We start from the raw sequence: 20,996 nt of genomic DNA on the forward strand, positions 1-20,996 counted from the left end.
AGTTTGGCCGAGGTGTGCAATGACGCTGGAAACGTGGCTGGCATTTTTTGCCGCTTGTTGGGTAATCAGTCTTTCCCCGGGGGCCGGCGCCATCGCGTCGATGTCCTGTGGTCTGCAGTACGGCTTCTGGCGCGGCTACTGGAACGCTCTTGGCCTGCAACTGGGCCTGGTGATGCAGATCGCGATCATCGCCGCCGGTGTCGGCGCGATCCTCGCAGCATCGGCGACTGCTTTCCAGGTGATCAAATGGTTCGGCGTGTTCTATCTGGTCTACCTGGCCATCAAGCAATGGCGCGCACTGCCCAGCGACATGAGCGACGAGTCGGCCGTGCGGCCAATCGGCAAGCCGTTGAGCCTGGTCTTCCGTGGTTTCCTGGTGAACGTCAGCAACCCCAAGGCGCTGGTGTTCATGCTCGCCGTGTTGCCGCAGTTCATTAACCCGCAGGCGCCGCTGCTGGCCCAATACCTGACCATCGGCGCGACCATGATCACGGTCGATCTGCTGGTCATGGCCGGTTATACCGGCCTGGCGGCGCGGGTGCTGCGGCTGTTGCGTACGCCAAAGCAACAGCAGCGAATGAACCGTACCTTTGCCGGGTTGTTCATCGGCGCGGCGACACTGCTGGCGACGATTCGGCGAACGCCGGTCTGAAAACGGGGCGGCTGTGCCGCCCATCGCTGGCAAGCCAGCTCCTACAGAAGCCTGTGGGGAACCATGTAGGAGCTGGCTTGCCAGCGATGAGGCCTGCCAGCCACCACAGAATTTTCCCGTTTTCAGCGCAAGATCTTCGGTGCTTCATCCGGTGGCAAGTTGTTTCTTGGCGCCGGATGGTCCCCCTGGAAATCTGACGCATCGCCGAGTTGCTCATCGAGCTGGCGCGCCACATCGATCCCGATTTCCCTGGAAACCTCACGGACCACGCGCGGGCGATTGAGCCTGACGCGAAGATCCTGCCCATTCACCAGCTTGGTGTCCTGGACTTCGCCCATGGCCGTAAAAGCCGAGGTGATCTCGAAGGTGCGGGTGTCGATCAGGCTGAAATCGGCAACCAGCGTCAGCCCGAGCACGGCCGAATGGGTGTCGGTGTGATCCAGGGCGGTGAGGTCCTGCTGGAAGTCGATGTCCGAGACGGTGCCGAACAGCACATAGTCGGCGCCTTCGAAGCTGCCATTGCGAATGCGCTCGATGACGTCGTAGACGTCTTCCTGTGACTTGGCCGTGTAGGGAGCACCCTGTACCAGCCGGAACATCCCGGACTTGAGGATCTCGCCCTTGATGTCACCGGTGAACTTGCGCAGCTCGCCTTGCTCGATGTAGCTGTCGCGGCTCTCCAGTTCGGCATAGCTCGATGAGCCGCTGGCCTGAAAGCCGCTGGCCTGGAAGTTGTTCTGGGCTGAAACGATGTGGATGTAACGCTCCACACGTTCCTGAAACGCGAGGTCCGTGACCGCGATTTTTGGAGCCGCCTGCGCACCGAATGCGCAGGCCAGGCCCAAGATTCCAATCCATGCACGCATTGCTTAGCGCTCCGTGGTCTTGCGGATCTCTTTTTCGTCCATCCACTCGGCCAGGCCGCTTTCCACGTCAATCAGTTGCAGGCTGAACTTGTAGAACACGTCCTTGTAATCGCTGCTGCGCTTGACGATCGAACTGATCGAACCTTCCAGGCGATATTTGGCCGCGATCATGTTGCCGGTCTTGTTCACCGTCGATTTCTTGTACAGGCCGCTCTGGTTCTGCAGTTTCAGCTGGTCAACCTGGCTCTGCATGTCGGTGTTGTCGCTGGCGAAACGGGCGGTACCGGATTTCATCAGCTGGGTTTTGATCGAGGTGGTGATCTCGCGTGTGTCGATGTACTCGCTGGTCTTGTTCTTCACGTCATAGACCTGCACTACCGGGCGACCTTGCAGGGTGCCGGACTGGGCCAGGGAGCGGGTCATGCTTTCGGCGATCATTTGCAGGTCGGTGGAGCCGAATTCGTTAGTAATCAACTCGACGGCCTTGCTGTCGCCGTAGTTGATGTTCTTGCCACCGAGCACGGGGGAGGTTGAAGCGCAGCCGCTGGCCAGGGCGGCGATGAGGGCCAGGAGGGAAAAGCGTGCAATCAACATGTTTGGGTTCTCTCGAGTGTGTCAATTGGGGCGAGACAGAGTGGCGATTACCGGGACTGGACTTCCAGGCGGAAGTCGGTCGCTTGGGGAACCGGGGCAATGGCTGGCAATACACTGGATTGCTCACCGTACAGGGTCAGCGTTTTCCAGCTTTCTTCGTCGGCCACCGGGAAGCCGTCGTTACCCAGCCAGGCAAAGCGATAGAACATCGACTGGTTCCTGCTGCTGTCGTTGTTCAAGGCCACCTTGACGGTGAGAAAACCATTCTCCCGAGCGACCCGAATCTGGCTGACTTCGATGTTCTTCAGTTTGCCCATGACCACCACTTTGCTTGCGGCGCTGTCCGGGGCTGGAGGGGTCGCGCAGCCGGCGAGCAGGGCCAGCGCCATGGCGCCGAGGATCTTGAAGCGCATAGGTATTCCTTAAGGTTGAGTGAGGCTGGCCACGGCCTGGGGGGTAGCGCTTGGCGGTACCTGAACCGCAGGGCCGCCGGCGAAGACCTGGTTACCGATCACGCGCAGGGCTACGACCTGATAGGGGCGGTCGATCCTGATCTTGACCTGGGTGCCACCCAGGTTTGAGGGCAGGCTCAACTGGTGCTCACCCTGCTTGATGCGCAGACGGACCACCTGGGTATCGTCCGGCAAGGTGCGCCAGGTACGGGTATCGGCCCCTTCGGTAATTGCTGAAGCCAGGCCGACGGCAAGGCCGGCCAGGGGATTGACGTCGTTGATCTGCTTTTGTGCGACACCCCGGGTGATCGCCCGCACGCTGGTGCGCAGGATGATGCCTGGCATGTCATCGCGCAGGGCGCGGCGAGACATGGCAGTGGTGCTGTTGAGCGCGGTCAGGTCCAGTGCCTTGCCGTCCAGGTGGATCTGGGCGAAGCGTGGGGTCGAGGTGTCTTCCTTGATGACCGGGAACGACAGCGGGGTGATAACCATGTTGCCGCTGATCAGCAGGGGCAGGGGAATGCGGATTGAGTCGCGGGCCGGTGCCAGGCCACTTTGCACCACGATCAGTACAACGCTGTCAGTGCTTTTGTCGGCAGGCTTGTCCAGGTCCAGCAATGCCTGCTCCAGCAGCGGTGTGTTGGGGCGCAGTTCGGCGGCCTTGCGATAGCCCGGCGCGGCCAGGCCTTTTTCGCCAAGGGCTTCGTACACGTAGCCTGAGAGGTAGTGGCTGAACGCGCTCTGATAGCTGTTTTTCAGGCCGACCACTTCCGGTGCATCGAGGCTTTCGACCGGGTAGCCCTTGAGGTCCTTGTACGCGGTCTGGACGCCTTGCTTCTGGGCTTCCTCTTCTCGCTTGAGGTATTCCTTGTCACGCAGTTCAGCGATGGTCGCTTCGCGTTCGTGGGTCTTCTTGATCTCGGTGCGGGCGCCGTCGAAATCGTTGAGCGCCAACATGTTCAGGGCCATCTGCGTGGTCAGCATGACTTTTTCGTAGTCATAGCCTTCATAGCGCCGCACCTTGTCGTTGACCAGGAAGCTGCCGAACTGCCGGATGTACTTTTCGGTGTCGAGCTTGACTGATTCCTCCCATTTGAAAACGACGGTGTCTGCCGCTCTCCAGGCACTCTGGCTACCGGCCAGGTCGCCCTTGGAGCGCAGCAGTTCGCCCTTTTCGAAGTAGTAGAGCAGGTCCTTGTCTGCACTACGGTTGTTCTTTTCCAGCAGCACCAAGGCGGCATCGACATTGCCGCTGGCCAACTGCTGGTTGGTTTCCTTCAATTCGGAATCGTAGCTGCGAAACGCTGCGCAGCCGGTCAACTGAACGATCGCGCAGATCGCCAGGACTGTAAGAGCACGGGATGCCATGGGAAATCTTCTTCATTGAACATGTCAGCCGATCGAGCGGGGCGGCCGGAGAACCCCTAGGCATCAGTAACCCTGACTGGTCTGCCAATTCCTTATGAACAGAAATGCTCCAATACCCTTTCGCGATATAAAGGGCGCGGCATTATAGATGGGTTGATGGCAAATTAGTGGCTTTTTGATTCTATTTGATGGTGGCGCTCGAGTGACTGTAAGATCCGGTTCACCCAGTGGGTAGATCACACGGCTTTGCACGGCAGGCCCAGGTGACGGCACTGCTGGCCATATCGATTCTCTACGGGCGAACTGAGGCGGAATTTGAAGCAAAGCGGGCAAGCAGGGATACTGGTTGCCCGTTTTTGTTTTTGGCTTTTGTTTTAGGGGAAGTGCCCACATGCGTGTCTGGATCGATGCCGATGCCTGTCCCAAGGCGGCCAAGGATCAGGTCGTCAAGTTCGCCTTGAAACGCCAGCTCGAAGTGATAATGGTGGCGGGGCAAAGCCAGATCAAGCCGGCATTTGCCTGCGTCAAACTGATCGTGGTGCCCAGCGGCCCGGATGCGGCAGACGATTATCTGGTTGAAAACGCCGTGCCGGGCGAGCTGGTGATCTGCAGCGACGTGCCATTGGCCGACCGCCTGGTGAAGAAGGGGGTGGCTGCACTCGACCCGCGGGGCCGCGAGTTCGATCAGCGCAACATGGGCGAACGCCTGGCCGTACGCAACCTGTTTACCGACTTGCGCGAACAAGGCCAGGTTGGAGGAGGGCAGGCGCCCTATGGCGACCGCGAGAAGCAGGCGTTCGCCAATTCGCTGGACCGGATACTGACGCGCCTGGCGCGTGAATTCCCGGCCTAGTTATTCCTGGGTCAGTTCGAGCACACGGTCGACCAGCTTGTTGATCCCGGCAGCCGCCTCACCAATGGACTTGGCCGTCATGTAGGCCGGGGTAGTGACCAGCTTGCGTTGGGTGTCTTCGACAATGTCGTGAACATCGCATTCTTCATGAGTGCCACCCATCTTGACGATGGCTGCACTGGTCGCGGGGTCGTTGCCGATGGTGCAGACCACGCCGGGGCCGTAGATCTTCGCTGCCAACGCCGGCGAAATGCAGATCAGGCCGACCGGCTTGCCGGCTTCGGCGAAGGCTTCGGCCAGTGCCAGCACATCCGGCTGGACGGTGCAGTGCGTACCTTCGATGGCGAAGTTGGAGAGGTTCTTGGCCGAACCGAAGCCCCCGGGCACGATCAAGGCGTCGAAGTCTTCGGCGTTGGCTTCGCGAATGTCCTTGATATTGCCACGTGCAATGCGTGCCGACTCGACCAGCACATTGCGTGTTTCGGGCATCTCTGCGCCGGTGGTGTGGTCGATCACGTGCAACTGGGCAATGTTGGGCGCAAAGCACTGGACCTGCGCTCCACGCTGGTCAAGGCGCAACAAGGTAATCACGCTTTCATGGATTTCCGCGCCGTCATAGACACCACAGCCCGAAAGAATCACTGCAACTTTTTTGGTCATGCCTGCTACTCCTGTGTCATGGCGTTAATGTCCGCTAATTTGGCATTTGCTGCCATAGGGTTTCAATGCGTTCGGGCCTAATCTTGTGAGGTCCGCACCAATATGGTTGCACCATGAATTTCATCCTGCTTGCCGTGCCGTTTTTCTTTGTGTTGATTGCGCTGGAGCTGCTTGCCGATCGTTGGCGGGGGATGCGCACCTACCGATTTGCCGACGCGATCAACCGCCTCAGTGCCGGGGTGCTCTCCACTACCAGTGGCTTGTTGACCAAGGGTGTCGGGCTGGTGACTTACGCCACCTGCTGTACCAATTCTGGGTGCATACCCGGCACATTCCCAAGCTGGGCTGGTTCGAATGGTTGTTCATCACGCCGTCCAATCATCGCGTCCACCATGCGCAGAACCCTCTCTACACTGATCACAATTACGGCGGGGTGTTCATTGTCTGGGATCGATTGTTCGGCACGTTTCAGGAAGAGGACGACCGTGAACCGGTCATTTTCGGCGTGACCACGCCGTTGGCGAGCTGGAATCCTTTATGGGCGAATGTGCAATTCTACGCTCAGCTGTGGGCCGATGCGCGGCGCACCGCGCGGCTGTGGGACAAGTTGCGGATCTGGTTCATGCCGACCGGCTGGCGTCCGGCGGATGTGGCGCAGCGGTACCCGACGCCCAGGCATGACTTGAGTCAGTTTCGCAAATTCGAAGTGCCGCTGGGTTGGCCTCAGCAAGTCTATGTGGCCTTGCAGTTCACCCTGTATGTCGCCGTGGGCAGTTATCTGATGGCCGAGGTGGAGCGCTTGCCAATGGCGGCGATGCTGGTGGGCTGGGCCTGGATGGCATTGGGTTTGTTCGTTCTCGGCGCGACGCTCGAGAACCGCCCATGGTCGCTGAAACTCGAGGTGACGCGATTGGCACTGAACATCCCGCTGATGGCGGTTGCCGGCATGGTCGGGTTGTGGCCGGTCACGGCGCTGGTCTGGGCGTGCGTGCTCGGTTACAGCCTGCTCAGCGCAATCGGTTTGTACTGCAGTCGCAGTCCGCTGACCCGGCTAGCCGACCTCTGAATCGTGGTGGTCGGCCTTGTGGGCATTTCGCGTATGACGAGCGATACGGGCGGCCTTGATCCGGCGCCATAGCCACAGGCAGCCACCCACCAGCAGCAGCCCGCCGAGCACCCAGAGCTCGTATTTCTTGACGTTGCCCAGTATGCCTTCAAGGAGCGCGCCGAAGTGATAGGCAGCGGCGCCCAGCGCTGAGGCCCAGATGGCAGCGCCAATACCGTTGAGCAGCAAGTAGCGCCTCGGCGGGTAGCCCGAAAGGCCGATGGCCACCGGCATGACTGTGCGCAAACCATAGACGAAACGAAAACTCAGCACCCAGATATCCGGATGCCGGCGTATATGCTCCAGCGCCCGGTCACCCATCATCTGCCAGCGCGGTTTGCGTGCCAGCAATTTGCGCCCGTGCTTGCGCCCCATGAAATACCACAGCTGATCGCCGGCATAGCTGCCGAAGAACGCGACGACAACCACCAGGTTGATGTCCATGTATCCGCGGAACGCAAGGAAGCCGGCAAGAACCAGGATGGTTTCGCCTTCGAAAAACGTACCAAGAAAAAGGGCTAAGTAGCCGAAATCCTGCAGGAATTGTTGGAGCATTTTCTGGATGCTGGCGAAATGAACGCGCAGCCTAACCCTTCGGGCGCTTTCGGGAAAGTGTCCAAATGTGTCTCGACGTGAACATTTCCTGCACAGACAATGGTGCGGCCACAAGTCGCAGGGTTGTTCACAGCGGTCATTCAACCGTCATAATGGCCGCTTATAACTGTCGCGCTCGCCCGCCCGCGCGGGCTCAGGAGTCTGCCGTGAGCTTCACCCCCGCTAACCGTTTGTTTCCTGCCACCCGCCTTCGTCGCAATCGTCGTGATGATTTTTCTCGTCGTCTGGTTCGTGAAAATGTACTGACGGTCGACGACCTGATCTTGCCGGTTTTTGTTCTGGACGGTGAAAATCGCCGCGAAACCATTGCTTCGATGCCAGGTGTCGAGCGCTTGAGCATCGACCTGTTGCTGCAGGAAGCCGAACAATGGGTAGCGTTGGGTATCCCGGCACTGGCGCTGTTTCCGGTTACCCCGCCTGAGAAGAAGTCGCTCGATGGCAGCGAAGCCTGGAACCCTGAGGGGATTGCCCAGCGTGCGACCCGCGCCCTGCGTGATCGCTTCCCGGAGCTGGGCGTGATCACCGATGTGGCCCTCGACCCGTTCACTACCCACGGCCAGGACGGCATTCTTGACGAAGACGGCTACGTCGAGAATGACATTACCGTCGATGCATTGGTGCGTCAGGCACTGTCCCATGCCGATGCCGGTGCCCAGGTGGTTGCCCCTTCGGACATGATGGACGGGCGGATTCAGGCCATCCGCGAAGCCCTTGAGCTGGCTGGCCACGTCAACGTGCGGATCATGGCCTATTCGGCCAAGTACGCCAGTGCCTACTACGGCCCGTTCCGTGATGCGGTCGGCTCGGCCCTGAACCTGGGCAAGGCGAACAAGGCGTCCTATCAAATGGACCCGGCCAACAGCAACGAAGCCCTTCATGAAGTGGCAGCCGACCTGTCCGAAGGCGCCGATATGGTCATGGTCAAGCCAGGCATGCCATATCTGGATATTCTTTGTCGGGTCAAGGATGAATTCAAGGTCCCGACTTTTGTCTATCAGGTCAGTGGTGAATACGCCATGCACATGGCCGCCATCCAGAATGGCTGGTTGAGTGAAGGCGTGATCCTCGAATCGCTCACCGCTTTTAAACGGGCGGGCGCCGACGGCATTCTCACTTATTTTGCCGTCCGCGCCGCTCAACTGATGAGAGGGCAGTAACGCCCTTCAGGAACGCTAGATGAATAACGAAGCACTTACCGAAGTAGCCTTGAAGGAAGCAGAGCCCGTGCTTGAGCAAGTGGTGGAAATGCTGCCGGTGATGGAGCTTGTCCTGCCCTTGCCCCCTGTGCCGGTCGTGGAAGCCCAGGTTATGGCACCTGCGGTAACCATTCCGAGCCTGGATGACAGCAGTCTGTATATCCATCGCGAGCTTTCGCAGCTGCAGTTCAATATCCGCGTGCTGGAGCAGGCGCTGGATGAGTCCTACCCGTTGCTGGAGCGGCTGAAGTTTTTGCTGATCTTCTCCAGCAACCTGGATGAATTCTTCGAAATTCGTGTAGCGGGCCTGAAGAAGCAGATTACGTTCGCCCGTGAGCAGGCCGGCGCTGACGGCCTGCAGCCGCATCAGGCGCTGGCGCGCATCAGCGAACTGGTGCACGGCCATGTCGATCGCCAATACGCGATCCTCAACGACATTTTGTTGCCGGAACTGGAGAAGCATCAGGTCCGCTTCATTCGCCGGCGCAACTGGACGTCCAAGCTCAAGATCTGGGTCCGTCGTTATTTCCGTGACGAAATCGCGCCAATCATCACGCCCATCGGCCTCGACCCGACGCACCCCTTCCCGCTGCTGGTGAACAAGAGCCTGAACTTCATCGTCGAGCTGGAAGGGATCGACGCCTTCGGCCGCGATTCGGGCCTGGCGATCATCCCTGCTCCGCGCTTGTTGCCGCGAGTCATCAAGGTACCGGAAGATGTCTGTGGTGCAGGCGATAACTATGTATTTTTGTCGTCGATGATCCACGCGCATGCCGATGACCTGTTCCAGGGCATGAAGGTCAAGGGCTGCTATCAGTTCCGCTTGACCCGTAACGCAGACCTTGCGGTGGACACCGAGGACGTTGAAGACCTGGCGCGGGCACTGCGCGGCGAGCTTTTCTCGCGCCGCTATGGCGATGCCGTGCGCCTGGAAGTCGCCGACACCTGTCCCAAGCATTTGTCCGATTACCTGCTCAAGCAGTTCAGCCTGAGCGAAACCGAGCTGTACCAGGTCAATGGTCCGGTCAACCTGACCCGGCTGTTCAGCATCACTGGCCTGGACAGTCATCCGGAGTTGCAATACACGCCGTTCACCCCGGCGATCCCCAAGCTGTTGCAGAACAGCGAGAATATTTTCAGCGTGATCAGCAAGCAGGACATCCTGCTACTGCACCCGTTCGAGTCCTTCACCCCGGTCGTCGACCTGCTGCGCCAAGCCGCCAAGGACCCGCATGTGTTGGCGGTACGCCAGACCCTTTACCGCAGTGGCGCCAACTCGGAAATCGTCGATGCGCTGGTCGATGCCGCGCGTAACGGCAAGGAAGTCACGGCGGTGATCGAGTTGCGCGCGCGATTCGATGAAGAGTCCAACCTGCAACTGGCCAGCCGCCTGCAGGCTGCCGGTGCGGTGGTGATCTACGGTGTGGTCGGGTTCAAGACCCACGCCAAGATGATGCTGATCCTGCGCCGCGAGGCCGGCGAGATCGTCCGCTATGCGCACCTGGGTACCGGTAACTACCATGCCGGCAACGCCCGCCTGTACACCGACTACAGCCTGCTGACCTCCGACGATGCCCTGTGCGAAGACGTCGGCAAGCTGTTCAGCCAGTTGATCGGCATGGGCAAGACCCTGCGCATGAAGAAACTCCTGCATGCGCCCTTCACCTTGAAGAAGGGCATGCTCGACATGATCGCGCGGGAAACCCAGTTCGCCCTCGAAGGCAAGCCGGCGCACATCATCGCCAAGTTCAACTCGCTGACCGATCCGAAGATCATCCGTGCGCTGTACAAGGCCAGCCAGTCCGGTGTGCGCATCGATCTGGTGGTGCGCGGCATGTGCTGCCTGCGCCCGGGGATTGCCGGGGTCTCGCACAACATCCAGGTGCGCTCGATCATCGGGCGCTTCCTGGAGCACACGCGGGTCTTCTATTTCCTCAACGGCGGCGAGGAGCAGATGTTCCTGTCCAGTGCCGACTGGATGGAGCGCAACCTCGACAAGCGTGTCGAGACCTGCTTCCCGGTCGAAGGGAAGAAGTTGATTCTGCGGGTGAAGAAGGAGTTGGAGGTTTACCTGAGCGACAACACCCACGCCTGGATCCTGCAGCCGGACGGCCGCTACATACGCAGCACGCCGACCGGCAACCAGAACCCGCGCAGTGCCCAGGCCACTCTGCTCGAGCGCCTGAGCCTCCCGGTCCTCAGCGTACGCTGAGGACGAAACCGACCCGGGTCAGCCACTCCGCTTCCAGCGCGAAGTCGGCCTGGGTCAGTTGGTTCTCCTCCAGCCAGCCGTCCGGAAACTCCACGTCGAGGCTATCGCCGTTGGCGTGCAGTTTTACCTGAGGCATCTGCTGGGTACCGCGAATGTGATGGAACAGGATCGCGAAGCGCAGCAACACGCACAGGCGGATCAGCTTGACGCCTTCATCGCCGAAATCGGCGAACCTGTCCTTGGGAATATTGCGACGGTGTCCGCGCACCAGCAGCGCGAGCATCAGCTGGTCCTCGCGTGAAAAACCGGCAAGATCCGAGTGCTCGATCAGGTAGGCGCCATGCTTATGGAATTGATAGTGGGCGATGTCCAGGCCCACTTCATGCACCTTCGCCGCCCAGCCGAGGAGTTCGCGCCAGATGCCATCATCCAGCTCCCAGTCTGTAGCGACCTGGTCGAAGGCGTGCAGGGCTTTGCGCTCCACCCGGTCCGCTTGGGCCACATCGACGTGATAACGCTCCATGAGCGAGTTCAGGGTGCGTTCGCGCACGTCTTCGTGGTGATGGCGGCCGAGCAGGTCATAAAGCACGCCCTCGCGCAGCGCGCCTTCACAGTGATCCATGCGCTGTAATTCCAGAGCATCGAATATGGCCTCCAGGATGGCCAGCCCGGCCGGGAAAATGGCCCGGCGGTCGGGCTTGATGCCCTCGAAATCGATTTTGTCGACGTCGCCCAGCTTGAACAGCTTGCGCTTGAGCCAGGCCAAACCGTCAGCGTTGACCTCGCCGCTGCCCTGGCCGCCAGCCTTGAGGGCCAGGCCAATGGCTCGAATGGTCCCGGAGGAGCCGATCGCTTCATCCCAGGTCAGCCGGTGCAGGGCATTTTCGATACTCATGATTTCCAGGCGCGCCGCCGTGTAAGCCTGGGCATAGCGGGCCGGAGTGATCTTGCCGTCGCGGAAGTAGCGTTGGGTATAGCTGACGCAGCCCATCTGCAGGCTTTCGCGCAGCAGCGGTTCGAAGCGCTGGCCAATAATGAATTCGGTACTGCCGCCGCCAATGTCGGCTACCAAGCGCTTGCCGGGGGTGTCGGCCAGGGTGTGGGAGACGCCCAGGTAGATCAGGCGAGCTTCCTCACGACCGGAGATGACTTCCACCGGGTGGCCAAGGATTTCCTCGGCACGGCTGATGAATTCGTTGCGGTTGCGCGCCTCGCGCAGGGCGTTGGTACCGACGATACGCACCGCGCCCAGGGGCAAGCCGTTGATCAACTGGGAGAAACGCTTGAGGCAATCGAGCCCGCGCTGCATGGACTCTTCGCTGAGCCTGCGCTCTTCATCGATGCCGGCGGCCAGTTGAACCTTTTCTCCGAGCCGCTCAAGAATGCGGATCTCGCTGTGGATGGCCTTCGCAAGGACCATGTGAAAACTGTTGGAGCCCAGGTCGATGGCAGCGATCAAGGAAAGATTCTTGGCTGAGTTTTGCGGCATGGTCAGAAGGTCTCGGTCGTTAACCGTAACATCGTGCCACGATCCACCCCTGACGCCAACGCGAAGCATTGCAAGTCATGATGTAGCGCAGGTTTGATGCTCCGGTCCAGGTGAGTGCGAACGGGAATCGCTTATTGCCGGATGCTCTCCGACAAAGCGTTCGATATGCAAATCCATGCACAACTATAGTTACACTCAATCATCCCCGGCTTCCTGTACGCAGTCAGGCCAGCTATGATGAGCGACGTTTTTTTGCTTACGACCACGGAGATTTTCCATGAGCAGCGAACTTATCAAGCACGTTACTGATGCTAGCTTCGAGCAAGATGTACTCAAGGCCGAGGGCGCTGTGCTGGTCGACTACTGGGCTGAATGGTGCGGCCCATGCAAGATGATTGCCCCTGTTCTGGACGAAATCGCCGAGACTTACAAGGGTAAACTGACCGTCGCCAAGCTGAACATCGACGAAAACCAGGAAACCCCGGCCAAGCACGGCGTGCGTGGTATCCCGACGCTGATGCTGTTCAAGAACGGCAACGTCGAGGCCACCAAGGTTGGTGCCTTGTCGAAGTCGCAGCTGGCGGCGTTCCTGGACGCCAACATCTGAGATTGAAAAATAGCCCCGCACCCAGCGGGGCTTTTCATTGGCGTATGACTAGACGCCAGAAATTGCAAGTGATACATTCGGCCTCGCACTGGTTTCTCCTGTGCCCCCTGCAAGCCGTCGCCGACGCACTCCTACTCGAATTAGTACGCGATCCTGTCGCCTTCTCTGCGGCGCGGCCTCATTAAGCCAAAAGCTTAATTTCTCCCTCCAAACATGATTACGTCATTCCCTTATGAACCTGACTGAACTCAAGCAAAAGCCGATTACCGATCTGCTCGAAATGGCCGAACAGATGGGCATAGAAAATATGGCCCGTTCGCGCAAGCAAGATGTGATTTTCTCCCTGTTGAAGAAGCATGCAAAAAGCGGCGAGGAAATCTCCGGTGATGGCGTGCTGGAGATTCTCCAGGACGGCTTCGGCTTCCTGCGTTCGGCTGACGCTTCCTACCTGGCCGGCCCGGACGACATCTATGTTTCCCCGAGCCAGATCCGTCGCTTCAACCTGCGTACCGGCGACACCATCGTCGGCAAGATTCGCCCGCCAAAAGAAGGCGAGCGGTATTTTGCCCTGTTGAAAGTCGACACGATCAACTTCGACCGTCCAGAAAACGCGAAGAACAAGATCCTGTTCGAAAACCTGACACCGCTGTTCCCGACCGTGCGCATGAAGATGGAAGCCGGCAACGGCTCCACCGAAGATCTCACCGGTCGTGTGATCGACCTGTGCGCTCCGATCGGTAAGGGTCAGCGCGGTCTGATCGTTGCTCCGCCGAAAGCGGGCAAGACCATCATGCTGCAGAACATCGCGTCGAACATCACGCGCAACAACCCTGAAGTTCATCTGATCGTGCTGCTGATCGACGAACGTCCGGAAGAAGTGACCGAAATGCAGCGCACCGTGCGCGGCGAAGTGGTCGCCTCCACCTTCGACGAGCCGCCAACCCGTCACGTACAGGTTGCCGAGATGGTGATCGAGAAGGCTAAGCGCCTGGTCGAGCACAAGAAGGATGTTGTTATCCTGCTTGACTCCATCACCCGTCTGGCTCGTGCCTACAACACTGTTATCCCGAGCTCCGGCAAGGTGCTGACCGGTGGTGTCGATGCTCACGCCCTGGAAAAACCGAAACGTTTCTTCGGCGCCGCGCGAAACATCGAAGAAGGCGGTTCGCTGACAATCATCGCCACCGCGCTGGTTGAAACCGGCTCGAAGATGGATGAAGTCATCTACGAAGAGTTCAAGGGCACCGGTAACATGGAGCTGCCCCTGGACCGCAAGATCGCTGAAAAGCGCGTCTTCCCGGCCATCAACATCAACCGTTCCGGTACGCGCCGTGAAGAGTTGCTGACTGCTGACGACGAACTGCAGCGCATGTGGATTCTGCGCAAGCTGCTGCACCCGATGGATGAAGTCGCTGCCATCGAGTTCCTGGTCGACAAGTTGAAGCAGACCAAGACCAACGATGAGTTCTTCCTGTCGATGAAACGCAAGTAAATCGAGGAAGGTCGCGAAAGCCGGGGAAACCCGGCTTTTTGCTATCTGAACATTCTCTATTCTGGCCAGGCGGGTTCGGCGCTACACTTTGCACCCCCCACCGGTACGGCCAACACGAGGCTCACGCATGCAGTATCGCGATTTGCGCGACTTTATCCGCGGCCTGGAAGAGCGCGGCGAACTCAAGCGCATCCAGATCCCGATATCCCCTGTTCTGGAAATGACCGAAGTCTGCGACCGCACCTTGCGCGCCAAAGGCCCGGCCCTGCTGTTCGAAAAGCCTGTGGGTCATGATATCCCGGTGCTCGGCAACCTGTTCGGCACTCCCGAGCGCGTGGCCCTGGGCATGGGTGCCGAAGCGGTCAGCGAGCTGCGTGAAATCGGCAAGCTGCTGGCCTTCCTGAAAGAGCCCGAGCCACCCAAGGGCCTCAAGGATGCCTGGTCGAAACTGCCGATCTTCAAGAAGATCATTTCCATGGCGCCGAAGGTCGTCAAGGATGCCCCGTGCCAGGAAGTCGTCATCGAGGGCGACGACGTCGACCTGGGCATGTTGCCGGTGCAGACCTGCTGGCCGGGCGATGTCGCGCCGCTGATCACCTGGGGCCTGACCGTCACCAAGGGCCCGAACAAGGACCGGCAGAACCTGGGCATCTACCGCCAGCAGGTCATCGGCCGCAACAAAGTCATCATGCGCTGGTTGAGCCACCGTGGCGGCGCGCTGGATTACCGTGAGTGGTGCGAGAAGCATCCCGGCCAGCCTTTCCCGGTGTCTGTGGCGCTCGGTGCGGACCCGGCGACCATTCTGGGCGCGGTGACACCCGTGCCGGACAGCCTTTCCGAATACGCCTTTGCCGGGCTGTTGCGCGGTAACCGCACCGAACTGGTCAAATGCCGGGGTAACGACCTGCAAGTGCCCTCCAGTGCTGAAATCGTGCTCGAAGGGGTGATTCACCCGGGCGAGATGGCCCCTGAAGGGCCTTATGGCGACCACACCGGCTATTACAACGAGGTCGACAGCTTCCCGGTCTTTACCGTCGAACGCATCACGCACCGGATCAAGCCGATCTACCACAGCACCTACACCGGGCGGCCACCGGACGAACCGGCGATTCTCGGTGTGGCGCTGAACGAAGTGTTCGTGCCTATCCTGCAAAAGCAGTTCCCGGAAATCACCGATTTCTACCTGCCGCCCGAAGGTTGCTCCTACCGCATGGCGGTAGTGACCATGAAAAAGCAGTATCCGGGGCACGCCAAGCGCGTCATGCTCGGTGTGTGGTCGTTTCTGCGACAGTTCATGTACACCAAGTTCGTTATCGTGACCGACGACGACATCAATGCACGGGACTGGAACGACGTTATCTGGGCGATCACCACGCGCATGGACCCCAAGCGCGATACGGTGATGATCGACAACACGCCGATCGACTACCTGGATTTCGCTTCGCCGATCTCGGGGCTGGGCTCGAAAATGGGCCTGGATGCGACGCACAAGTGGCCGGGTGAAACCACCCGTGAGTGGGGCCGGGTTATCGTCAAGGACGAGAACGTCACGCGCCGGATCGATGAACTCTGGAACCAGTTGGGAATAGATTGATGCGTGTAACCTTGCAGCCGTCCGGTGCTGTCCTGGAGATGTTGCCCGGCGAACGGATTCTGGAAGCGGCTCAGCGTCTGGGCTATGAGTGCCCGCAAAGTTGTCGCAATGGCAATTGCCATATCTGCGCTGCTTTGCTGGTCGATGGGCGAGTGCGCCAGGATGGTGAGGTTCGTGCGCAAGGCGAACTGTTCACGTGCATCGCCGAGCCGCTGGAGGACTGTACCGTGCTCTGGGATGGTGTGTTGGCCCTGGGCGAGCTCCCGGTGCGCAGCATGGCGTGCCAGCTGAGCGAGTGCGTCGAGCTGGGCGGGGATGTCTGGCGCGTGCGCCTGCGCGCGCCGGCAGGTAAACCCCCGCGCTATCACGCCGGGCAGTACCTTATGCTCGAGCGCGAAAATGGTGAGAAATCGGCATTCTCCCTGGCCTCGGCACCCCATGCGGGCCGCGAGCTGGAAATGCACGTGCTGGTGCGCGAAGCCAGTGCACAGAGCCTGATCGAACAACTGCAGCGCAATCGCATGGCCAGGGTGCAGCTGCCATTTGGCGATACGCACCTGGCCGAGTTGCCGGACGGCCCGCTGGTGTTGATCGCCGCAGGCACCGGTATGGCGCAGATGCACAGCTTGATCGAGCATTGCCGGGCCAAGGGCTTCAAGTACCCGGTGCATTTGTATTGGGGCGTACGACGCCCGGAAGACTTCTATCCGATCGAGCACTGGGAGCAGTGGCAGCAGCTGCCCAATCTTCATCTGCACAAGGTCGTCAGCGACCTGTGCGGCTGGGAAGGGCGCTGCGGGATGCTGCATGAAGCGGTCTGTGAGGACATCACGGATTTGTCCGCGGTGCATGTCTACGCCAGCGGCTCACCGGCAATGATTTACGCCACGCTCGACGCACTGGTCACGGCGGGCATGGATGCGCATCAAATGCGGGCGGATGTCTTCGCTTATGCACCACGCAATTAAGTTCGGGAACAAGGCGTACTGCAACAGTGCGCCGTTCTGGTTGGTGTTCCAATCAAGTGCTATGTAACCTGGATTTGATCTGTAGATTATAAGAGTGCACACAATCCGGTAACCCTCGCCAATAGTCGCAAAGGCTTGTTTTTTGAGGCTCACCTGCCGTACGGTAAGGGCGGAGAGTTTCTATTCGGTTAGAGTGCATTACTTCTGTAATTCACGGGGAATCCTGGCGACTGACATGTCGGCGATCGAAACTGCATATTTGAATGTGGCGTATCCACCGTCGCTCGACTTCGGGCCACAATTGACCCATGAGCAACTGCTTCACTCCGTTGAACGTACCATGCGCCTGCATAAAGGCGGGCCGGTCTGGTTGTTCGCCTATGGTTCGTTGATCTGGCGCCCGGAATGCTCGGCCGTTGAGCGCCGTCGCGCACGGGTGCATGGCTACCATCGCGGGCTTTATCTGTGGTCTCACGAGCATCGTGGCACTCCGGAGTGCCCCGGGCTGGTGTTTGGCCTGGACCGTGGTGGTTCCTGCAGTGGTTTCGCCTATCGCCTCCCGGACGAAACACTGGAAGATTCGTTGCTGGCGCTCTGGCAACGTGAAATGCCCTATCCCTCATATCGGCCACACTGGTTGAGTTGCCGTCTTGACGATGGCAGCAAGGTACAGGCGCTGGGGTTTGTGCTGGAACGGCATCTGCCCAGCTTTGCCGGCAACGTGCCTGATGAGCTATTGAGCCAAGTCCTGGCTAAGGCCAAAGGCCGCTCTGGCACCACTCGTGAGTATGTTGAACAGACGATTACCGCTCTGCGCAGCCACGCGATGCCGGATCTCAACCTTGAGGCACTGTTCAGGCGCTGTCATTCGGTTTCTGAATAGCTGCATGGACAGGCTTGGCCAGTCGTGTGGTTTAGTTGAATAGGATTTGGCTTGCAAGCCAATAGGAGGCTTCTGGCATAAGTTGTTCTCTTTGTCGAATTAACCTTTCTCTCCAAATTTCTGCTTCCCGATATTTGCGCGAATGAAACCGGGAGCTTATTGACTGGGGGAAGGGATGAAGCCATTTATACTTGCAGCTTGCTTGCTGCTGTTAGCGGGATGTGCTGAGCGACTGCCGTTGATTGAGCCGAAATACGTGGCGAGACCTCCCTACCCCGAAGAGCTCAGGTATGCGCGGATTTCGGGTCAGGTCAGAGTTAGCATGAAGGTTCGGTTCGATGGTTGGGTCGAACAAGTTGAAGTTCTTGAGAGCAGTCAGCCAGAATTTGCCGAAGCCGCTCGGACAGCCGGAGCTTTCTGGCAGTTCAAGCGTTGGTCTTTGACCTCGGGTAACCCGATTACAGTGGAGGTGATTGCGCCAATGATCTTCACTCTCGACTTTGAGGCCGTCTCGGCGGACGAGAAGATTGCCTTGGCCAGCAAAACCTGTGGTGATCTGGGCAAAGAAATTATCAATCATCGCAATGAGGATCCGACCCGCTCCTTGAGGCCGGTGCCAAGTTTTATCGCCACTCGAAAGCTGATTCGGGCGGGTGAATCAAATAGCGATGCATTTGACAACGCAGGCCTGTTGAGCCGAGTTGAACTTGGTGAGAGGTTCGAGTTGGCGCTACCTCTGCTGACCAAGCGCTGTATTGAGTCTCCTCAGTCGGCTTATGCGGACTTTCTTCCGGGAGATGTGCGTCGATTGTTGTACTAAGCAGTTTTGTGTTTGCGAAGTTATGCCATGCCGAGTCGTAATGTCGAAGCGCGGTTAAAGCGCTGCCAAAGGTCTGATAGCTACAAAGGCGCCAGATAGGACTCAGCCCACAGCTATATGGGAATCGTTCCCCTTAGCTTATTCGAAGTCGGACCTTAACATCTCTCGCTCACTCACTGGCACCGACCCAACATCAGCGGGGTGATCGCCGCAGATCGCGAGTATCGAGAATGAGACGATGTGTAGTCGCCTGTTTGACGCTGTTAACAGCCTCCGTTGTCGAGGCTGATTTTAAGATCGTACCCCTGCATATGCCGCTTCCCGATTATCCACGGGTTTTACGTCATCAGGCTCGTGATGGTGTTGTCAGGGCTGGGTTCACCATCCATAACGATGGCTCGGTGAGGGATGTCCAAATTGTTGTTGGTACGCATCCCGCTTTTAACTCTGAGGTTAGAGCCCGCATCGAAAGCTGGCGATTTACACCATGGCCATTGAGTGATGTAAATGTCGAGTCGGTGTCTTTCGATATGCCATTCGCCTTTCAATCCAGGCTCCGCAGGCCTGCGATGACGTCGAGTTCCAGTCGCCAGAAGTTGAGCTGCGGGGAGTTTTTAAAGAAACTGCAGTCGATACAACAGTCGGACTCACGCCCGTCGCTCGGGGAATGGGCGATGTATTTTCCTAAAACAGTTGAGGCGAACTATAAGTTTTTTCAGGGTGGTATTTCTTATAACGAACGGCAGCGAGTAATGGCGACTGATGAGGCGAAATTGCCTGCGCTTGTCGAGAGTTGTCAGAAAAGCCCAGCGTCTGACTATGTCGATTTTTTGAAATCATAGACCCGACAGCCAGTCGTCTCGGCAGGAGAACGTAGCAAAAAACCTGTATTTTCGGTCGATTTCGTATTGCTGAGGCAGTCCGAGCATTTCTGAACTGCGAAATTGCACGGACTTGAACACTCAATTGCATCGGACCTGAACACCCAGTTGCATTCGACTTGCACACCCAGTTGCATTCCCACTGAACAGCAGTTGCGCCACTTGCACACCAGGGGATTGGAAGCGGCCTGGGAGCCTATAGAAAGCGGGGCGGGAGCGTTTTTGTGAGTGATAAGCTAAAAGGAGTACCCTGACAGATGAGACCAATGGGTGGCTTACACTTATTCCAGCTCAGGGAGCCGTTTTTTCAAAACATGCCAATCGAATAAAGCAATCACACATGAAGTCGATAAAAAAACAACCACCCAACATTGTAAAAATATTTCTAGAAGACTCACGAACGGCACGTCGAAAGGTGATCCAGAGATACTTATAAGGGTCAGGAAGAGACTCGCATTATAAATTATGGAAAATAGCGTGGCCAATATTCCGGAACACAGAAAAGTAGTCTCCGCTTGCCCTCGATAATAAAGCCTCCTTGTCTTTTTACGATTACTGATGAGGGCCGCAGCCAGCGTACCGAGCACTGAGGCTAGGATAATATCAAACACATCGTATACCCCCACAAACATGATGGCAAACGTTTCCAGAATAACAAATATACTGATAAATTTTATGTCGTGGCGCATTGTTCATGTAACTCCTTTACTTTGACTAAATTAAATACAACCTCTGAGTCAACCAGCCTTCTGGATTCGAGATTTAGAAAGCGTACGTTGTGTTTACTGCCACGTCCTCACGACTCCGGTCGCCAATCCGGCCGCTCAGCATCGTAGCCCTGGGTTGGGTGCGCTGGCAGCGGATGCTCTTTCATCAGATTGGGAAAGCGAAGATCGGGGTCGGCTTCTAGTTGCTTGTACATACCACGATAAAGCTTGTGTTGAGCCTCATCAGGGGCGTACCACATGGCGTAACTCGGAGAACTCTCTTTGTCGAAGACCCCCTCCATTAACAAGGCAGCACCGTCATGCCCCTGCGAGACTGCAATCTGGTAGTAACGCAGGGCTACGGGGAAGTTATGGGCCACTATTTTGTAGTAGGCCGCCAACTCATAGTTAGCCTGGCCATAGCCTTGTTCGGCAGCGCAACGAGTGTATTGCAAACCCAGTTCATCTTGTTTCGCCACATAGATATACAGCTTGCCCAGTTCGGTCAGCGCCGGCGGGTTGCCCAGGCGTGCCGCCTTGTCGAGGAAGGTAAGTCCGTCAGTGGCCGGGTTTTTAACTCCCGCCCGGTTACCGATCATCGCGCCCATATTGTAGAAACCTTGCGGAATCCCCAAATCGATCATGCGCTGGTACAGGTCCAGGGTTTTCTGGGTGTCTTTTTCCACGCCGCCTGGCCAGCCGGTGCGGTACAGCGCGCCGAGGTTATGCATGGCCCTCCAGTGATCGCGCTCCACCGCTTTGCTGTACAACTCGACGATACGATCCCAGGGCCGCAAGGTGTCCGGCTTGGCCAGGCGGATGGCCTCGCGATACCAGGCATCGGCCTCCGCGTCGAGTGCTGGCAGGTGGTCTTTTTCATGGACGCAGATGAAGGCTTTGGGCTCGGCCATGGCGGGGCCTCCGAAGCTCAGAGATAGGACCAGCACACAGCACCCGAAGAGGCGCATCACCGTCAACGCAG

At 58.3% G+C, this 20,996-nt stretch carries 20 protein-coding genes and 1 pseudogene; 12 read left to right on the plus strand and 9 right to left on the minus strand.

The annotated features are described in order from the left end of the window. The first annotated feature begins 19 nt into the window (after positions 1 to 19). Positions 20 to 652, plus strand: coding sequence for a LysE family transporter (locus tag NVV94_RS00860; protein ID WP_258445391.1), 633 nt, complete (start codon positions 20 to 22; stop codon positions 650 to 652). 122 nt (positions 653 to 774) lie between these two features. On the opposite strand, the gene NVV94_RS00865 is transcribed toward NVV94_RS00860, so the two are convergent. Genes NVV94_RS00865 through NVV94_RS00880 form a run of 4 tightly spaced genes read right to left on the minus strand, consistent with a single transcriptional unit; the run spans position 775 to position 3,932 of the window. Next, positions 775 to 1,518, minus strand: a complete 744-nt coding sequence (locus NVV94_RS00865) for a penicillin-binding protein activator LpoB (RefSeq protein ID WP_258445392.1) — start codon at positions 1,516 to 1,518, stop codon at positions 775 to 777. A 3-nt stretch (positions 1,519 to 1,521) separates the two neighbouring features. Then, a complete protein-coding gene (gene lpoB, locus NVV94_RS00870; protein ID WP_258447588.1) occupies positions 1,522 to 2,109 on the minus strand; it encodes a penicillin-binding protein activator LpoB in 588 nt (195 codons plus the stop codon). Positions 2,110 to 2,159: 50 nt separating this feature from the next. Then, the gene (locus NVV94_RS00875) at positions 2,160 to 2,525 is read right to left on the minus strand and encodes a YcfL family protein (protein ID WP_258445393.1); all 366 of its coding nucleotides are present in this window, start codon (positions 2,523 to 2,525) and stop codon (positions 2,160 to 2,162) included. Between the two features lie 9 nt (positions 2,526 to 2,534). Next, positions 2,535 to 3,932 carry a COG3014 family protein gene (locus NVV94_RS00880; protein ID WP_258445394.1) on the minus strand — a complete coding sequence of 466 codons (1,398 nt, stop codon included), beginning with the start codon at positions 3,930 to 3,932 and terminating at the stop codon, positions 2,535 to 2,537. Positions 3,933 to 4,323: 391 nt separating this feature from the next. On the opposite strand from NVV94_RS00880, the gene NVV94_RS00885 reads away from it, so the two are divergent. Continuing rightward, the gene (locus tag NVV94_RS00885; protein ID WP_258445395.1) at positions 4,324 to 4,785 is read left to right on the plus strand and encodes a YaiI/YqxD family protein; all 462 of its coding nucleotides are present in this window, start codon (positions 4,324 to 4,326) and stop codon (positions 4,783 to 4,785) included. Here NVV94_RS00885 and elbB read toward each other — a convergent pair whose 3' ends face one another. Next, entirely contained in the window at positions 4,786 to 5,445 is a 660-nt protein-coding gene (elbB, locus tag NVV94_RS00890) for an isoprenoid biosynthesis glyoxalase ElbB (protein WP_258445396.1), read from the minus strand. A gap of 113 nt (positions 5,446 to 5,558) precedes the next feature. On the opposite strand from elbB, the pseudogene NVV94_RS00895 reads away from it, so the two are divergent. Beyond that, a pseudogene (locus tag NVV94_RS00895) lies at positions 5,559 to 6,511 on the plus strand (sterol desaturase family protein). On the opposite strand, the gene NVV94_RS00900 reads toward NVV94_RS00895, so the two are convergent. Next, a complete protein-coding gene (locus NVV94_RS00900) occupies positions 6,497 to 7,105 on the minus strand; it encodes a DedA family protein (protein ID WP_258445397.1) in 609 nt (202 codons plus the stop codon). The pseudogene NVV94_RS00895 and the gene NVV94_RS00900 overlap by 15 nt on opposite strands. A 206-nt stretch (positions 7,106 to 7,311) precedes the next feature. Between NVV94_RS00900 and hemB the strand changes: the two genes are divergently transcribed. Further along, positions 7,312 to 8,322 carry a porphobilinogen synthase gene (gene hemB, locus NVV94_RS00905; RefSeq protein ID WP_258445398.1) on the plus strand — a complete coding sequence of 337 codons (1,011 nt, stop codon included), beginning with the start codon at positions 7,312 to 7,314 and terminating at the stop codon, positions 8,320 to 8,322. Between the two features lie 19 nt (positions 8,323 to 8,341). Continuing rightward, a complete protein-coding gene (gene ppk1 / locus NVV94_RS00910) occupies positions 8,342 to 10,573 on the plus strand; it encodes a polyphosphate kinase 1 (protein ID WP_258445399.1) in 2,232 nt (743 codons plus the stop codon). On the opposite strand, the gene ppx is transcribed toward ppk1, so the two are convergent. After that, complete coding sequence (ppx, locus tag NVV94_RS00915; RefSeq protein WP_258445400.1) at positions 10,560 to 12,062, minus strand: exopolyphosphatase; 1,503 nt, start codon at positions 12,060 to 12,062, stop codon at positions 10,560 to 10,562. The genes ppk1 and ppx overlap by 14 nt on opposite strands. A gap of 277 nt (positions 12,063 to 12,339) precedes the next feature. Here ppx and trxA point away from each other — a divergent pair, with 277 nt between their 5' ends. From trxA to NVV94_RS00950, 7 genes are all read left to right on the plus strand, one after another. Then, positions 12,340 to 12,669 carry a thioredoxin TrxA gene (gene trxA, locus NVV94_RS00920; RefSeq protein ID WP_258445401.1) on the plus strand — a complete coding sequence of 110 codons (330 nt, stop codon included), beginning with the start codon at positions 12,340 to 12,342 and terminating at the stop codon, positions 12,667 to 12,669. Positions 12,670 to 12,901: 232 nt separating this feature from the next. Then, on the plus strand, positions 12,902 to 14,161 hold the full coding sequence (gene rho, locus NVV94_RS00925) for a transcription termination factor Rho (RefSeq protein ID WP_027979976.1): 1,260 nt from the start codon (positions 12,902 to 12,904) through the stop codon (positions 14,159 to 14,161). A gap of 127 nt (positions 14,162 to 14,288) precedes the next feature. Next, the gene (gene ubiD, locus NVV94_RS00930; RefSeq protein WP_258445402.1) at positions 14,289 to 15,755 is read left to right on the plus strand and encodes a 4-hydroxy-3-polyprenylbenzoate decarboxylase; all 1,467 of its coding nucleotides are present in this window, start codon (positions 14,289 to 14,291) and stop codon (positions 15,753 to 15,755) included. Next, a complete protein-coding gene (locus NVV94_RS00935; RefSeq protein WP_258445403.1) occupies positions 15,755 to 16,723 on the plus strand; it encodes a CDP-6-deoxy-delta-3,4-glucoseen reductase in 969 nt (322 codons plus the stop codon). Before ubiD ends, NVV94_RS00935 begins: the two co-directional genes overlap by 1 nt. Positions 16,724 to 16,958: 235 nt before the next feature. After that, entirely contained in the window at positions 16,959 to 17,606 is a 648-nt protein-coding gene (locus tag NVV94_RS00940) for a gamma-glutamylcyclotransferase (protein ID WP_258445404.1), read from the plus strand. A gap of 322 nt (positions 17,607 to 17,928) precedes the next feature. Next, a complete protein-coding gene (locus NVV94_RS00945; RefSeq protein ID WP_258445405.1) occupies positions 17,929 to 18,426 on the plus strand; it encodes a hypothetical protein in 498 nt (165 codons plus the stop codon). Positions 18,427 to 18,680: 254 nt separating this feature from the next. Further along, entirely contained in the window at positions 18,681 to 19,268 is a 588-nt protein-coding gene (locus NVV94_RS00950) for an energy transducer TonB (RefSeq protein WP_258445406.1), read from the plus strand. A 320-nt stretch (positions 19,269 to 19,588) separates the two neighbouring features. On the opposite strand, the gene NVV94_RS00955 is transcribed toward NVV94_RS00950, so the two are convergent. Beyond that, the gene (locus tag NVV94_RS00955) at positions 19,589 to 19,996 is read right to left on the minus strand and encodes a hypothetical protein (protein WP_258445407.1); all 408 of its coding nucleotides are present in this window, start codon (positions 19,994 to 19,996) and stop codon (positions 19,589 to 19,591) included. A 107-nt stretch (positions 19,997 to 20,103) separates the two neighbouring features. Continuing rightward, positions 20,104 to 20,982, minus strand: a complete 879-nt coding sequence (locus NVV94_RS00960) for a tetratricopeptide repeat protein (RefSeq protein WP_258447589.1) — start codon at positions 20,980 to 20,982, stop codon at positions 20,104 to 20,106. Positions 20,983 to 20,996 lie beyond the last annotated feature (14 nt).

This window comes from Pseudomonas sp. LS1212 (genome assembly GCF_024741815.1).
In the GTDB taxonomy this organism is placed as follows: Bacteria; Pseudomonadota; Gammaproteobacteria; order Pseudomonadales; family Pseudomonadaceae; genus Aquipseudomonas.

Bases quoted from the DNA above. Each gene is read 5' to 3' on its own strand.
- NVV94_RS00860 (WP_258445391.1), top strand. From the start codon at position 20: ATGACGCTGGAAACGTGGCTGGCATTTTTTGCCGCTTGTTGGGTAATC.
- NVV94_RS00865 (WP_258445392.1), bottom strand. From the start codon at position 1,518: ATGCGTGCATGGATTGGAATCTTGGGCCTGGCCTGCGCATTCGGTGCG.
- NVV94_RS00875 (WP_258445393.1), bottom strand. From the start codon at position 2,525: ATGCGCTTCAAGATCCTCGGCGCCATGGCGCTGGCCCTGCTCGCCGGC.
- NVV94_RS00880 (WP_258445394.1), bottom strand. From the start codon at position 3,932: ATGGCATCCCGTGCTCTTACAGTCCTGGCGATCTGCGCGATCGTTCAG.
- NVV94_RS00885 (WP_258445395.1), top strand. From the start codon at position 4,324: ATGCGTGTCTGGATCGATGCCGATGCCTGTCCCAAGGCGGCCAAGGAT.
- elbB (WP_258445396.1), bottom strand. From the start codon at position 5,445: ATGACCAAAAAAGTTGCAGTGATTCTTTCGGGCTGTGGTGTCTATGAC.
- NVV94_RS00900 (WP_258445397.1), bottom strand. From the start codon at position 7,105: ATGCTCCAACAATTCCTGCAGGATTTCGGCTACTTAGCCCTTTTTCTT.
- ppk1 (WP_258445399.1), top strand. From the start codon at position 8,342: ATGAATAACGAAGCACTTACCGAAGTAGCCTTGAAGGAAGCAGAGCCC.
- ppx (WP_258445400.1), bottom strand. From the start codon at position 12,062: ATGCCGCAAAACTCAGCCAAGAATCTTTCCTTGATCGCTGCCATCGAC.
- trxA (WP_258445401.1), top strand. From the start codon at position 12,340: ATGAGCAGCGAACTTATCAAGCACGTTACTGATGCTAGCTTCGAGCAA.
- rho (WP_027979976.1), top strand. From the start codon at position 12,902: ATGAACCTGACTGAACTCAAGCAAAAGCCGATTACCGATCTGCTCGAA.
- ubiD (WP_258445402.1), top strand. From the start codon at position 14,289: ATGCAGTATCGCGATTTGCGCGACTTTATCCGCGGCCTGGAAGAGCGC.
- NVV94_RS00935 (WP_258445403.1), top strand. From the start codon at position 15,755: ATGCGTGTAACCTTGCAGCCGTCCGGTGCTGTCCTGGAGATGTTGCCC.
- NVV94_RS00940 (WP_258445404.1), top strand. From the start codon at position 16,959: ATGTCGGCGATCGAAACTGCATATTTGAATGTGGCGTATCCACCGTCG.
- NVV94_RS00945 (WP_258445405.1), top strand. From the start codon at position 17,929: ATGAAGGTTCGGTTCGATGGTTGGGTCGAACAAGTTGAAGTTCTTGAG.
- NVV94_RS00955 (WP_258445407.1), bottom strand. From the start codon at position 19,996: ATGCGCCACGACATAAAATTTATCAGTATATTTGTTATTCTGGAAACG.
- NVV94_RS00960 (WP_258447589.1), bottom strand. From the start codon at position 20,982: ATGCGCCTCTTCGGGTGCTGTGTGCTGGTCCTATCTCTGAGCTTCGGA.